Raw genomic sequence first — 14,697 nt, 5'->3', positions numbered from 1 at the left:
TTCATCTTACAGAACTAATGAAACCTTTTTAGCACTTTTGATAAAAATGAAAACCGGCATTTCTATGCTTGATTATGCCGAAAATAAAGATCTTTACAGAATGAAATTAAATTTAAAACGTCCTCTAGCCTTTTTTGATTTAGAAGCTACGGGTATAAATGTTGGTGCTGATAGAATCGTCGAAATAGCGATCCTGAAAGCGTTGCCAGATGGGTCGGAAGAAGTAAAAACCTGGAGGGTGAACCCTGAAATGCCCATTCCGTTGCAAACTTCACTCATTCATGGCATTTATGATGAGGATATTGCAAATGAGCCTACATTTAAAACGCTGGCTGCAGAAATCGGTGCGTTTATTGGCGAAAGTGATTTGGCAGGTTACAATTCAAATAAATTCGATATTCCGATGCTGTTGGAAGAATTCTTAAGGGCCGATATCGATTTTGATATGAGCGAAAGGAAGTTTGTAGATGTGCAAAATATCTTTCATCAAATGGAACAACGCACATTAAAGGCTGCTTATAAGTTTTATTGCCAGGAAGATCTGGTCAATGCACATGCCGCTGAAGCCGATGTAATTGCAACCTACAAAGTGTTGTTAGGCCAGCTGGAAATGTATAAAGAAAAAGAGTTTGAGAACAAGCAAGGCGAAAAAAGTATTCCCGTAGTAAATGATGTAGATGCGCTCCATGCGTTTACCAATTTGCACCGTCCGGTGGATTTTGCAGGACGTATGGTGTATAACGATAATGGTGAAGTTTGTTTCAACTTCGGTAAGCATAAAGGCAAAACAACCGAACAGGTATTTTCTGTTGAACCGAGCTATTATGCCTGGATGAAACAGGGAGATTTTCCTTTGTATACCAAAAAGAAACTGGATGAAGAATGGGCAAAGTTCAATGCAAAAAAGAACGAAAATAAACCGGCGCGCCCTCAAAATCAAAGTGCCACTCCGAAAGCACCTTATCAGCAAAAACCGAAACCTGTTGCCGAGAAACCTGCGCAGCCAGTTAACAATGATATGCTGGAACAATTGAAAATGAAGTTTGGAAAATAGCAAAACGGTTTAATGCCGCTTACTTCATACCTTATTATCCAAAAATGAAATCGATCAACATCCTTTGTGTTTTAATGCTCTCTGCAGCTTGTGTAAAAGCACAAACTATACTGCCAATAGAACCAGTATTTGAAAAAACCTACCAGGCCGGAACAAGAAGCACCAGCGGCAAGCCAGGCAAAAAGTACTGGCAAAATAAATCCAAATACAATTTAAAAGTAGATTTCAACCCGGTTAGCAGACTGTTGTCTGGTAGAGTTGAAGTAGTTTATACCAACAACAGTCCGGATACACTTAATGAAATCTGGTTTAAACTTTATCCTAACCTTTATAAAAAGGGAACGCCAAGGAAATCTAAAATTTCAGAGTCAGACCAGGGTAATGGGGTAACCATATCCCAGCTGTCGGCCAACGGAAAAAACATTGCTGACTTTAAAGTCGACGGAACAAACATGACTGTTGCCGTTCCGGCAGTTTTACCAGGCAAAACCATTTCATTCTCCATCAGCTATAGCTACACGCTGAATAAAGGTTCACATCTGCGTACAGGCCAGGTAGATGAAGGATCGCATTTCGTGGCTTATTTCTTTCCGCGAATTGCTGTATACGACGATGTTGATGGCTGGAACAAGTTTCCTTATACAGGTGCTGAGGAGTTTTATAATGATTTCGATCAGTTTGATGCTGAGGTTAAAGTTCCCGGTGGTTATGCCGTTTGGGCTACAGGCGACCTGAAAAACATTGCTGAAGTATTTCAAAAGCAAATTGTTGCCCGTATCGCTTCTGCCGAAAAAAATGATCCTGTAGTGGATATTATTACGCCTGATGATTTATTGGCCAAAGGGGTAACCCAGCCAAATACCTTTAATACTTTTAAGTTTGAAGCCAGCAATGTAACCGATTTCGTGTTTGCCGTCAGCGATCATTATTTATGGAAATCGAGCAGCCTAATGGTTGATCCGAAAACCAAAAGAAGGACGCGTGTGGATGCCGTTTTCAACCCTAAACACAAAGACTATTATGAGGTAATTGATTTTGCCCGTAAAACAGTGGATGCCATGAGTTACAAATTTCCAAAGTGGCCTTACCCTTATAATCATGAAACCGTTTTCGATGGTTTGGATCAGATGGAGTATCCAATGATGGTTAACGATAATCCGGTTGACAATAGGGAAGATGCAATTACCCTTACAGACCATGAAATCTTTCATACCATGTTCCCTTTTTACATGGGGATTAACGAAACCAAATACGGATGGATGGATGAAGGGTGGGCAACAATAGGCGAGTGGTTAATTTCTCCAATGATCGATTCTACATTGGTTGATGAATATGGCATCCAACCCACTGCGTCTTCATCCGGAGGTAAAGATGATTCACCAATTATGACTTTAACTCCTGATTTGAAAGGCTCAGGTTCATTTACCAATTCGTACCCGAAGCCAGGGCTGGCCTATTTATACATCAAAGATTACCTGGGCGAAGAATTGTTTACGAAAGCCCTTCATAACTACATCAAGAACTGGAACGGAAAACACCCAATGCCTTACGATTTTTTTTACAGCATGAATGAGGGGAGTGGTAAAAATCTGAACTGGTTCTGGAAACCATGGTTTTTCGACGGTGGAATTTTAGATATGGCTGTAACAGCTGTGGATAAGACAACTGATGGCTACAACATAACCATTGAAAATAAAGGAATGAAAGCGCTACCGGTCGATTTAACTTTAACCTATGCAGATGGAGCTGTAGAAAAGAACCACAACACAATTGGTGTTTGGGAAAAGGGGAATAAGACTACTGTAGTGAAGTTAAAAACCAGCAAAAAACTATCGACGGTGGTAATGGGTGATGTTCATACCCCTGATAAAAACAAAAGCGATAATTCCTTGTCAGTAAACTAGTTTCTTACAAGGAAAAGGCCGGAGCATTACAGGTTAAAAAAATCTGTAACACTCCGGCTTCATCATTTAAGGGTATTAATCGCAGTATGGCACGGTAAACGTCCAGGTTTCTGATTCACCGGTAGGTACGATGTAACCGTTCCCTTTCGCATTTTCAAACCATAACCTGCCACGTAGTTTTTCGCGGGTACCAATTTCATTTAAGGTAGCACTATCGTACAAGCGGCCGTTAATCATCACAGATTTGATTTTCTCTGAGTTGCGGATATCATCTAAAGGATTGGCATCCATAATCACCAGGTCAGCGAGCTTGCCAACTTCTAAAGATCCTATTTCTTTGTCCATACCCAGGTAATGTGCGCCATTTAGTGTGGCATTTCTGATGGCTTGAAGGGGAGAAAATCCGCCCTGCACGAACATCCACAATTCCCAGTGTGCCCCAAGGCCCTGAATCTGACCATGAGCCCCAAGATTGACCTTCGTGCCGCCATCAGCGATTTGTTTCGTTGCCTTGGCAATGTCGATATGATTATAATCACTATATTCTGAAGTCGTTCTCCTTCTTGCCCTCGAATCAATAATCGAACGTGGTGTGAAGGTCATCAGCTTTTCGTTTTCCCATACATTAGTTCTATCATACCAGTAGTTTTCGCCCCATTGACCACCATAAGCCACTATTAAGGTAGGCGTGTAGCCAACAGAAGTGCTGTTCCAGAGGCTGGTTACATCTTTGTAAACCGGTAACACCGGGATGCTGTGCTCGATGCCGGTATGTCCGTCGACAATCATATTCATGTTATGAAAGAACGTTGATCCACCTTCCGGAACCACTTCCATTTTAAGTTGCCTGGCCGCTTCCAGGATTTGCTGGCGCTGTTCCCGCCGTGGTTGATTGTATGATTTCACGGAAAAAGCACCCACAGCCTGCAGGCGCTTAAGGTTGGCCAGTGCATCATCTAAACTGTTAATCACAACCTTGAAATCGCCATCTGCACCATATAAAATTGAACCAGTTGAATATACGCGGGGACCAATCATGCGACCCGCCTTTAACATTTCACTCTGACTAAATACCATCTCCGTATTGCTCGAAGGGTCGTGAGATGTTGTAACACCAAATGCCAGGTTAGCCATGTAACTCCAGTCGCTTTGTGGTGTAATACCATCCGGACTGGTGCGCAGATGCGCATGTACATCTACAATGCCCGGCATGATCGTTTTACCGTTTACATCAATCACTTTTGCATTGGCAGGAATAGTCACAGATTCTGTTTTCCCAATGGCAGTAATTTTGTTTCCATCCGTTAAAATAGTACCGTTTTCAATTACCTCATCGCCTTTCATCGAAATAATCCGGGCACCTTTTAATGCGACAATTCCAGCAGGCACGTCGCTTTTTAAACTGAGGTTAATATCGATAGAACTGGCTGCCGTTTTTGGCGTACTGCCATCGAAATTAAAAGCACTGTTTACATCAATCGTAAAATACTTAGGGCCTAAAGTCCAGTGCAGGTTTTTACTGTCGGCACTCCACTGTATGTAGGTACCACCATTGATAGTCACTTTTGTAACTGGTATTGATTTGTTACTTGCCGAAGCATCCTGCGCTGTACCAATGTTAATCATCGGTGTGATATAAACGTTGAAAAGCTCGTTAAAAGCGAGCCATTTGTTATCTGGACTCACCACAAACTGGTTCGCATACTGAGAAGTGAAATGCGTTCTTTCGTTCGCGCCGTTTAAGTCAATACTTTTCAATGCTTTTTTTCCGTCAGCATAACTCTGAAAGTAAATGCGTGTATCAGTATTATTAAACGAGGGCTTTATTCCGTTATCTGAAACGAGGGTTTTAGCTCCACCATTCGCCGACATGGTAAAAATACCTGTTCCCCGACCATAGTTGTAACCCAGTACATCATTTCCACTGCCTTTTCTAAAAACAATTTTATCTCCTTTTGTAGAATACTGCGGTGAATAATAAAAACCTTTTTCATCACTCAGCGTAATAGTTTTACCTGATTTAATATCCGAACGTTTAATGGCTCCGCGAAGTTCATCACTCCACGTGGTATAAATGATATATTTTCCATCCGGACTAAATGCGGGTTCGAATTCAAAATCATTTCCATTTGTTAACCGTTCTGGCGTTCCATTCGGCAATTCCTGCTTATACAAATAACCCGCTGCATTAAACACAATCACTTTACCATCAGGGGAAGTTGTCAGTTGCCTCAGCATTTTTGAGGTAAAGTCTGCATTAAAAACCTGTTGTTCGAAATGCAAAGCTTGCTGAACAGTTTGAATGGTATTGGCCTGAAAGGGAATGGTAGAATTAATTAGTGTGGAGATTTCTGTTTTTCTGATTTTACCTTTTGCATAAAATACAACACTCTTGCTATCAGGTGTCCATGCAAAATTTGGATACACGCCGAATATCGCCCAGGTTTCCTGCTGATCGTGTGAAAGATCCTCATTTACCGGCCACTCTTCGCCTGTTTTTAAGTTCTGCACATAAAGTGTAGATTTTAAACGGACCCGTTTAACAAAAGCGATCAGGTTACCATCAGGCGAAACCTGCGGACGGCATGCTCCGCCCTGTTCATTAATCAGGGTGGTGAGCTTTCCTGTTGTTAAATCCAGCTGGCGAATTGCATAAATTGTTCCGTTAGGATCCTTGCTATACTCAAAATTCGGACCCGGACTCACATCTTCGCTAAAGTAAACATACTTTCCATCGGGAGACACATTAGGCTCTCCGGCATCCTGCTGATCATTTTTGCGTTTCGTTAACTGAATGCCTTCGCCACCATTAATACTGTACATCCACATTTCACCCGCGCCTAACGAACGGCCTGCTGTAAAATGTTTACGGGCGATAATGTACTCACTATTCGGCATCCATGTTGCATTGTTTAACAACCTGAAGGTTTCTTTGGTAATCTGTTTTTTGTCACCTCCGTCACGGTTCATGATCCAGATATTGTCGCCACCGCTTTTGTCGCTGGTGTAGGAGATATATTTCCCATTCGGGCTAAAACGCGGTTGCACATCCCAGGCTATCCCTCCGCTAATCAAACTGGCAACCCCGCCGGTAACCGGCATTTTATAAATATCGCCCAGCAGATCAAATACAATTTCCTGACCGTCCGGGCTTACATCGAGATTCATCCACGTACCCTCATCAGTGTTTAAGGTGAAGTTTTTGGTTGTTCCCTGGAATTTTTCAACGTCCCATTTTTTTTCCTGTGCGTTTGAGGTAATAAAGAAAAGAGAGAGCGCAGATAGCAGGTAGAGTGATTTCATTTAAAATATGGATTATATAGGAGCGCAATTTAGTAATATCACAAGCTTTTTTATAGTTTTGAATCTTCCGATTTATGACAGCAATAGAGATTTTACAAAAGTATTGGGGACATCAGGCTTTCCGTCCGTTACAGGAAGACATCATCAGCGCTGTGCTGGAAGGAAAAGACAGCCTGGCCCTTTTACCTACAGGTGGGGGAAAATCAATTTGCTTTCAGGTACCTGCTTTACTTAAAGAAGGAATATGTATCGTGGTTTCTCCACTAATCGCGTTGATGAAAGACCAGGTGGAGAACCTTAAATCGAAAGGAATTGAAGCCATTGCGATATACGCTGGTATGGGTAAACGGGAAATCGATATCCTGCTGGATAACTGCATCTACGGAAAAATTAAATTCCTTTACCTTTCGCCCGAGCGGCTACTGTCTGACCTGGTTCGCGTGCGCATTTCCTATATGAATGTAAATTTGATTGCGATAGATGAAGCACATTGTATCTCACAGTGGGGATACGATTTTCGCCCACCATATCTTCAGATTGCAAAACTAAGAGAGATTGTTCCCGATGTTCCTGTACTGGCTCTAACTGCAACTGCAACCGCTGATGTAAGAGCGGACATTGTGGATAAACTTGAAATGAAAGAGCCCCAGGTATTTGTAAAGAGTTTTGCAAGAGACAACCTGAGTTATGTGGTTTTTGATCAGGAAGATAAGTATAAGAAGCTGATCGAGATTTGCAAAAATGTAAAGGGCACAGGACTCGTGTACGTGCGTAACCGGAGGGAAACTGCAGAAGTATCAAATTTCATCAACCGAAACCAGATCAAGGCTGATTTTTATCATGCCGGTTTGGAAAAGAATATTCGCTTTCAGAAACAGGAAGACTGGAAGATGAATAAAATCCGCATCATGGTCGCAACAAATGCTTTCGGTATGGGTATTGATAAGGCCGACGTGCGTTTCGTGGTACACCTCGACCTCCCTGAAAGTCTGGAAGCGTATTATCAGGAAGCTGGAAGGGCAGGACGCGACGAAAAACGAAGTTATGCTGTACTGCTGGCCAATCAAGCGGATGTGCTCAGCCTTGAATCCAGGTATATTAACAGCTTTCCAGCGCCCGATGAAATCAGGAAAACCTATCATTACCTGGGTAATTATTTTCAGTTGGCTTTTGGGGCAGGTGAGGGGCTAACCTTTACCTTCGACATCGCTGACTTTTGCAAAAGATTTAACATCAGCGTTTTAAAAACAATTTCTGCACTGAAATTTCTGGAGCACGATGGTTATGTTACTTTATCCGAAAGTGTCTTTCTGCCATCCAGATTAATGTTTATAGTTGGCCACGAAGATGTATATCGTTTCCAGATAGAAAATAAAGCCTACGACAACCTGATCAAAACCATTCTCCGGTCGTACGGTGGAGCCTTTGATGGATTTGTAAAGATAAACGAAGCTGATCTGGCGAAGCGGATTGGCCTGTCATACAAAGATATTATTGCGGTGCTGAATAAATTACAGGAAATTGAAATGATTACTTACCTCCAGCAATCAGACCAGCCGCAATTGCAATACATCAGGCCGAGGGTAGATATGGATCATTTTGACGTAGATGTAAAATATCTGGAGCTCAGAAAAAAAATCCTGCTCAAACAGATCGATGCCGTTTCCAAATACACGACAACCTACATTTGCAGGAGTGTTCAATTGCTGAGCTATTTCGATGAACCCAGTGCCCCTAAATGCGGTGTTTGCGATGTTTGTCTGGCAGAAAAGCGCTCAGGGCAGCAAATGCAGCTCAATGATGAATTGGAGTTCGAGATCGTATCGCTATTGCAACAACAACCATTGAACCTTGATGACCTGGTCACCAGTATTAAAAACGGCACTGAAAATGACCGCATAGAAGCTATCCGTGAATTATTAGACGCAGGTAAGATCAAAACTGACGGGAAGAAATATTATCTTTAGCCAATAAACTGTTTCAACTCTAGATGATAGAAAAAAACAATAAGAAAACCATCCGATCATGGGCTTTCTTCGACTGGGCCAATTCAGCCTATAATCTGGTCATTACCTCCACTATTTTTCCGGTATACTATGTTGCCATCACCACCACCAAAGCACATGGGGATGAGGTAACTTTTTTTGGGAAAACCTTTATCAATACGGTATTATCTAATTATGCCCTTGCTTTTGCCTACCTGATCATGGTAATTTTGCTTCCAATACTTTCTTCTTATGCCGACGCGAAAGGCAGAAAGAAATTCTTCATGAAGCTTTTCACCTACCTGGGCTCTTTCGCTTGTATGGGCTTGTTTTTCTTTAAACTCGAAACCTTGGAAACAGGAATCATCTGCTTTGTGTTGGCAGCGATGGGCTATGTTGGTGGTGTAATGTTTAATAATGCTTATCTGCCAATCATCGCAACAGCTGAAAATCAGGATAAGGTGAGCGCCCAGGGCTTCTCCTATGGTTATATCGGAAGTGTAATTCTACAACTGATCTGTTTTGTTTTTGTATTGAAACCCGATCTGTTTGGAATAACTGATCCGTCATTGCCGGCTCAGATCTCTTTCCTGCTGGTGGGAATCTGGTGGTTTGTATTTGCCCAGATTCCATTTAAAGCATTACCAAAAGATGTACCTCACACTTCGCATGTAGATCAGGGGATTATCAAAAGCAGTTTTGGTGAATTTGTAAAAGTATGGAATCAGCTGAAACAGATAAAGTTCCTAAAAACCTATCTTTTTGCGTTCTTTTTCTATTCGATGGGCGTACAAACCATTATGCTTGCGGCAGCGGGTTTTGGTGCGAAGGTATTAAAACTGGAATCAGGCAGTTTGATTGCTGTTATCTTAATTATCCAGCTGGTGGCCATTTTAGGTGCCTGGATCATGTCGCTACTGGCAAAAAAAATAGGCAATACAAATGTGTTGATCATCGTTGTACTGGTTTGGATAGCCTGTTGCATTTACGGATATTCCATTGTTAATGAAACTCAATTTTATGCTTTAGCTGCAATAGTTGGTTTAATTATGGGGGGAATACAATCGTTATCGCGTTCTACATATTCGAAACACATCCCTGAACACAGCAACGATACGGCATCATTCTTCAGCTTCTATGATGCCACAGAAAAGCTGGCCATTGTGATCGGATTATTTAGTTTCGCTATGATTGAGGGAATCACACACAACATGCGTCAGTCAATCATCGCATTGGCATCATTTTTTATCGTTGGATTGGTGTTTTTGCTATTCTTGAAAAAAATCGAGGCTAAAGAATCACTAAAATTGTAAGTTTGCAACTCGAATTGTAATTATTATAGATGAAAGTAGAATTGTTTGTTCCCTGTTTTGTAGACCAGTTATATCCCGAAACCGCATTTAATACTATAAGATTATTAGAGAAATCGGGATGTAACGTAGAATACAATTCAAAACAAACCTGCTGTGGACAGCCCGCCTACAACGCTGGTTATTGGGATGAAGCCAAACAGGTAGGAACAAAATTTCTGAACGACTTTTCTGAAAATACTTACGTTGTTGCGCCTTCAGCCTCCTGCGTAGGAATGATTAAGAGCGGATATAATGACCTGTTTACCAATACCATTGTGCATAACAAATGCCGCAGTCTGCAGTCCAATATCTGGGAACTTTCTGATTTCCTGATCAACGTAGCCAAAAAAGATTATTTTGGGGCAGAGCTGGAAGGCAAGGCCGTTTACCACGATTCGTGCAGCGCGCTCCGGGAATGCAAAATCAAAGATGAGCCCCGTCAGCTGTTGTCGAAAGTACATGGACTTGAAATGCTAGAGCTGAAAGACAGTGATATGTGCTGTGGATTTGGAGGTACATTTGCCGTAAAATTCAACGCCATTTCATCAGCAATGGCCGAGCAAAAAGTGAATCACGCACTTGATCAGCAGGCTGATTACATTATTTCTACTGATCTTTCTTGTCTGCTGCACCTGCAGGGCTATATTGATAAAAACAATCTGCCGATAAAGACCATGCACATAGCCGATGTTTTATGTAATGGCTGGTTGGAAAGTACGGAATACTAAGGCTGCATCATCGTTACGGTAAATAATAAATTACAGTTTAAACCTTCATCCGGGTTTTATATCTAACAACAACAAAACATAAAACAATGAAAAAAATATTCATCGCTTTACTGGGCGTTTTATCGATAGCGTCGGTGGCCAACGCTCAAAAGAAAACATCAGGAGCTATACAATTTGAAAACACAATAGATCCGGCAGCAATGGCATCGGCAAGCGGAATGCAGATCCCTGATCAGATGAAAGCCAGAATGCCCTCATCAAGCAAAACAAATTTCGAGTTATTATTTACCGCAACCAACGCAAGCTACATGCCTGTGGAAGAAACGGAAGACAGTAATGGTGGTGGCGGTAACGGAGGTGGAATGGGTCGTATGATGATGCGCTTTGGTGGTGCAGGCGGAAACCGTGAATACTATTATACATTTGCTGATAAAAGCCTGGTTGAAGTTTTCGATCTGAATGATACCACCTATTATATGCCCAACAAGCTAAAACTCTCCCTGGCTAACCCAATGGCAGGAATGAGAATGGGTGGTAACGGAAATCCGAACGACTCAGCAAAAGCGAAACCTGCAGCAGAGCCGACAATTGAAGTAGTCAAAACTGATTCTACGAAACAAATACTTGGTTTTACCTGTCACCAGGCTATCGTTAAATCTACAAGAGCCATTAAAATTCTGGATATGGACAAAAACGTAGTTGAAGAGACTAAGATCTGGTATACTAAAGATTTAGGCTTTGACTTTTCACCAAACCCAAATATCTGGACTGAAGGAGCAGTTTTAGCCATTGAGGCCAGAGGAAACAAATCTGTTGCAACCAGTATTGAGTACCGTAATGTTAGCGGTAAAGATGTAACCGCTCCTAAAAAAGCGAAATTAATTACAGCTGACGAATACAAAATCAAGATGGAAAATATGATGAAACGCTTTAGAAATAACCGTCCTGGTGGTAATTTCGGTGGAGGCAGAGCAGTAGTCATTGGTGGCGGTCCTTTTTAATAATCACAACAAAATAAATATACAGGCCTGTTTGGATAAAACCAGACAGGCTTTTTTGTTTCGTTTCCATTTTATTTCGCTATCTTCGCCTCAATCAGAAATCACCTTGTATGTGATTTAGAATTAACATTATTTTTTAAACCGTTCCGGATTTTAATGAAAACGAGGAACAAATCATAGTTGTAGATGATTAATATTACTTTACCTGACGGCTCGGTTCGTCAGTACGAAAAGGGCACTTCTGCCCATCAAATTGCATTATCCATTTCTGAGGGTTTAGCCCGTAATGTTTTAGCTGCCGAAGTAAACGGAGAGGTATGGGATTCAACACGCCCTATCGAAGCTGATGCTGCTGTAAAACTATTGACATGGAACGATGCCGCAGGAAAATCAACTTTCTGGCATTCGTCGGCCCACATAATGGCTGAGGCTTTGGAAGCACTTTATCCGGGTACAAAATTCGGCATCGGTCCGGCAATTGAAACCGGATTCTACTACGATGTAGATTTTGGGGAAAAGGAATTTTCCTCTGATGATTTCAGAGCCATCGAAACGAAGATGATTGAACTGGCCAAGCAGAAAGAAACATTTACCCGCGAAAGTGTAAGTAAAGCCGATGCGGTTAACTATTTCACTAAAAAAGGTGATGAGTACAAACTGGATCTGATCGATGGTTTGGAAGATGGTAAGATTACTTTCTATACTCAGGGATCGTTCACAGATTTGTGCCGTGGACCACACATTCCAAATACTGGTTTTGTGAAAGCCGTGAAACTGATGAACGTAGCTGGCGCTTACTGGCGTGGTGATGAAACCAAAAAACAGTTAACCCGTATTTATGGTGTAACTTTTCCGAAAGCGAGTGAGCTTACTGAATATCTTGCCATGATTGAGGAAGCCAAGAAGCGTGATCACCGTAAATTGGGAAAAGAGCTTGAATTATTTGCCTTTTCAGAAAAAGTGGGTATGGGCTTGCCATTGTGGCTGCCTAAAGGTACTGCCTTACGTGAGCGTTTGGTTAACTTTTTAACCAGGGCCCAGGCAAAAGCAGGTTATGAGCAAGTAGTAACACCCCATATTGGACATAAAAACCTGTATGTCACTTCCGGTCACTGGGAAAAATATGGCAAGGATTCGTTTCAGCCAATTAAAACACCACAGGAAGGAGAGGAGTTCTTCTTAAAACCGATGAACTGCCCGCATCACTGTGAAATTTATAAAACCAAACCGCGCTCTTATAAAGATTTACCGGTTCGATTTGCTGAATTTGGTACCGTTTACCGTTATGAGCAAAGTGGGGAGTTACATGGCTTAACCCGTGTACGTGGCTTTACCCAGGATGATGCCCACTTATTTTGTATGCCTGAACAAGTAAAGGAAGAATTCAAAAAAGTAATTGATCTTGTATTATATGTATTTAAATCTTTAGGTTTCGATAATTATACAGCACAAGTATCATTGAGAGATCCGGAGAACAAATCGAAATACATCGGTTCTGACGAAAACTGGAGGTTATCAGAAACCGCTATTATTGAGGCTGCTGCTGAAAAGGGCTTAAATACAGTGGTGGAATATGGTGAAGCGGCCTTCTATGGCCCAAAGCTCGATTTTATGGTTAAAGATGCACTGGGTAGAAAATGGCAGCTGGGAACCATTCAGGTAGATTACAATTTACCAGAACGCTTCGAGCTGGAATATACTGGTAGCGATAATCAGAAGCACAGACCGGTAATGATTCACCGTGCACCTTTTGGTTCACTCGAGAGATTTATTGCGGTATTGATTGAGCATTGTGCCGGAAACTTCCCTTTATGGTTAAGCCCTGAGCAATTTATCATCCTTCCTATTTCAGAAAAATATGAAGATTATGCAAAAAAAGTTTTAGATGAACTAAATAATTCCGATATTCGCGGGCTGATTGACTTTAGGGATGAGAAAATCGGACGTAAAATCCGGGATGCCGAAGTTAAAAAGATCCCTTACATGCTCATTATCGGCGATAAGGAGATGGCTGAAGGTAAAGTTTCAGTACGTAAACACGGCGAAGGTGATTTAGGTGAAATGACGTTGGAAGACTTCAACAATTTATTAAGAACAGAAATAACAGTTTAAATTAAAATAATACAAATTTGGCATTAGGAAGACCAGGATTTAACAGGGGACCACGTCCGCCTTTTAAGAAAAAAGAAGCAGAACATAACATTAATCAGTACATTAAATCGCCTGAAGTGCGTTTGGCTGGCGATAATGTTGAACCGGGGATTTATCCTTTGGCAAAAGCTTTGGCACTTGCTGATGAACTGGAACTGGATTTGGTAGAAATTTCTCCAAATGCTGTACCGCCGGTTTGTAGGATTATTGATTACAGTAAGTTTGTTTACGAGCAAAAGAAAAAGCAGAAGGAAATTAAAGCCAATGCAAAGCAAACTGTAATTAAGGAGATTCGTTTCGGTCCCAATACCAACGACCACGATTTCCAGTTTAAACTGAAACATGCCATTAGCTTTTTAGAGAACGGTGAAAAAGTTCGTGCTTATGTGCATTTTAAAGGTAGAGCAATTGTATACAAAGAACAAGGTGAGATTTTATTATTGAAATTTGCCCAGGCTTTGGAAGATGTAGGAAAAGTAGAGTTATTGCCTAAATTAGAAGGTAAACGAATGTTCCTTACAGTTGCACCTAAAGTAGTAAAAAAATAAAAATAGGTTTATAAATTAAAAAACAGGTTATGCCAAAAATGAAAACCAATTCCAGTGCTAAAAAGCGTTTCTCGCTTACTGGAACAGGTAAAATCAAAAGAAACAAAGCATACAAAAGTCACATCTTAACTAAGATGAGTACTAAACGTAAACGTGCTCTTGGAAATGCAGGAATTGTAACAGATGCAGATTCAGGTAACGTTAAACGTATGCTTTGTATCGGAAAGTAATTTATTAATTCACCAGGTATCAGGCATTAAAGATCCTTAAATGGACGCCGCTTACCAAAAAACAACAACAACATGCCACGTTCGGTAAACGCAGTAGCTTCGAGAAGAAGACGGAAAAAAGTCCTTAACCTTGCAAAAGGTTATTGGGGAGCAAGAAGTAAAGTTTTTACAGTTGCTAAAAACACAGTAGAAAAAGGTTTGCAGTATGCATACCGTGACCGTAAAGTTAAGAAAAGAGAATTCCGCGGATTATGGATCCAACGTATTAATGCAGGTGCTCGTCAGCACGGTATTTCTTACTCTCAGTTAATTGGTAAATTAGCTTCTAAAGAAATCGGTTTGAACCGTAAAGTATTAGCTGATTTAGCTATGAATCACCCGGAAGCTTTCAAAGCAGTGATTGATGCGGTAAAATAGAAATTTTCGCCCAGGCGATAATGA

General features: G+C 41.2%; 11 protein-coding genes. 10 read left to right on the top strand and 1 reads right to left on the bottom strand.

Annotated features, from left to right (window positions below):
• Nucleotides 1-100 precede the first annotated feature (100 nt).
• Nucleotides 101-1,054, top strand: a complete 954-nt coding sequence (locus AC570I_RS17310) for an exonuclease domain-containing protein (protein ID WP_497406760.1) — start codon at nt 101-103, stop codon at nt 1,052-1,054.
• Between the two features lie 44 nt (nt 1,055-1,098).
• The gene (locus AC570I_RS17305; RefSeq protein ID WP_497406473.1) at nt 1,099-2,958 is read left to right on the top strand and encodes a M1 family metallopeptidase; all 1,860 of its coding nucleotides are present in this window, start codon (nt 1,099-1,101) and stop codon (nt 2,956-2,958) included.
• A gap of 75 nt (nt 2,959-3,033) precedes the next feature.
• Here the strand turns inward: AC570I_RS17305 and AC570I_RS17300 are convergent, their stop codons facing one another.
• Complete coding sequence (locus AC570I_RS17300; RefSeq protein WP_497406472.1) at nt 3,034-6,261, bottom strand: amidohydrolase family protein; 3,228 nt, start codon at nt 6,259-6,261, stop codon at nt 3,034-3,036.
• A gap of 74 nt (nt 6,262-6,335) precedes the next feature.
• On the opposite strand from AC570I_RS17300, the gene AC570I_RS17295 reads away from it, so the two are divergent.
• From AC570I_RS17295 to rplT, 8 genes are all read left to right on the top strand, one after another.
• The gene (locus AC570I_RS17295; RefSeq protein WP_497406471.1) at nt 6,336-8,228 is read left to right on the top strand and encodes a RecQ family ATP-dependent DNA helicase; all 1,893 of its coding nucleotides are present in this window, start codon (nt 6,336-6,338) and stop codon (nt 8,226-8,228) included.
• 23 nt (nt 8,229-8,251) lie between these two features.
• Nucleotides 8,252-9,559 carry an MFS transporter gene (locus AC570I_RS17290; protein WP_497406470.1) on the top strand — a complete coding sequence of 436 codons (1,308 nt, stop codon included), beginning with the start codon at nt 8,252-8,254 and terminating at the stop codon, nt 9,557-9,559.
• 29 nt (nt 9,560-9,588) lie between these two features.
• Nucleotides 9,589-10,326, top strand: a complete 738-nt coding sequence (locus tag AC570I_RS17285) for a (Fe-S)-binding protein (RefSeq protein ID WP_497406469.1) — start codon at nt 9,589-9,591, stop codon at nt 10,324-10,326.
• An 86-nt stretch (nt 10,327-10,412) separates the two neighbouring features.
• Nucleotides 10,413-11,327, top strand: a complete 915-nt coding sequence (locus AC570I_RS17280; RefSeq protein ID WP_047797743.1) for a hypothetical protein — start codon at nt 10,413-10,415, stop codon at nt 11,325-11,327.
• A gap of 186 nt (nt 11,328-11,513) precedes the next feature.
• A complete protein-coding gene (gene thrS / locus AC570I_RS17275; RefSeq protein WP_497406468.1) occupies nt 11,514-13,439 on the top strand; it encodes a threonine--tRNA ligase in 1,926 nt (641 codons plus the stop codon).
• Nucleotides 13,440-13,456: 17 nt separating this feature from the next.
• A complete protein-coding gene (gene infC / locus AC570I_RS17270; RefSeq protein ID WP_047797741.1) occupies nt 13,457-14,026 on the top strand; it encodes a translation initiation factor IF-3 in 570 nt (189 codons plus the stop codon).
• 29 nt (nt 14,027-14,055) lie between these two features.
• The gene (rpmI, locus tag AC570I_RS17265) at nt 14,056-14,256 is read left to right on the top strand and encodes a 50S ribosomal protein L35 (protein ID WP_010600880.1); all 201 of its coding nucleotides are present in this window, start codon (nt 14,056-14,058) and stop codon (nt 14,254-14,256) included.
• 72 nt (nt 14,257-14,328) lie between these two features.
• Nucleotides 14,329-14,673 carry a 50S ribosomal protein L20 gene (gene rplT, locus AC570I_RS17260; RefSeq protein WP_010600881.1) on the top strand — a complete coding sequence of 115 codons (345 nt, stop codon included), beginning with the start codon at nt 14,329-14,331 and terminating at the stop codon, nt 14,671-14,673.
• Nucleotides 14,674-14,697 lie beyond the last annotated feature (24 nt).

Source organism: Pedobacter sp. A2324 (assembly GCF_059693705.1).
Note: the sequence above shows the minus strand (reverse complement) of the source record. Positions and strands in the feature narration are given on the sequence as shown.

Bases quoted from the DNA above. Each gene is read 5' to 3' on its own strand.
- AC570I_RS17310 (WP_497406760.1), top strand. From the start codon at position 101: ATGAAATTAAATTTAAAACGTCCTCTAGCCTTTTTTGATTTAGAAGCT.
- AC570I_RS17305 (WP_497406473.1), top strand. From the start codon at position 1,099: ATGAAATCGATCAACATCCTTTGTGTTTTAATGCTCTCTGCAGCTTGT.
- AC570I_RS17300 (WP_497406472.1), bottom strand. From the start codon at position 6,261: ATGAAATCACTCTACCTGCTATCTGCGCTCTCTCTTTTCTTTATTACC.
- AC570I_RS17295 (WP_497406471.1), top strand. From the start codon at position 6,336: ATGACAGCAATAGAGATTTTACAAAAGTATTGGGGACATCAGGCTTTC.
- AC570I_RS17290 (WP_497406470.1), top strand. From the start codon at position 8,252: ATGATAGAAAAAAACAATAAGAAAACCATCCGATCATGGGCTTTCTTC.
- AC570I_RS17285 (WP_497406469.1), top strand. From the start codon at position 9,589: ATGAAAGTAGAATTGTTTGTTCCCTGTTTTGTAGACCAGTTATATCCC.
- AC570I_RS17280 (WP_047797743.1), top strand. From the start codon at position 10,413: ATGAAAAAAATATTCATCGCTTTACTGGGCGTTTTATCGATAGCGTCG.
- thrS (WP_497406468.1), top strand. From the start codon at position 11,514: ATGATTAATATTACTTTACCTGACGGCTCGGTTCGTCAGTACGAAAAG.
- rpmI (WP_010600880.1), top strand. From the start codon at position 14,056: ATGCCAAAAATGAAAACCAATTCCAGTGCTAAAAAGCGTTTCTCGCTT.
- rplT (WP_010600881.1), top strand. From the start codon at position 14,329: ATGCCACGTTCGGTAAACGCAGTAGCTTCGAGAAGAAGACGGAAAAAA.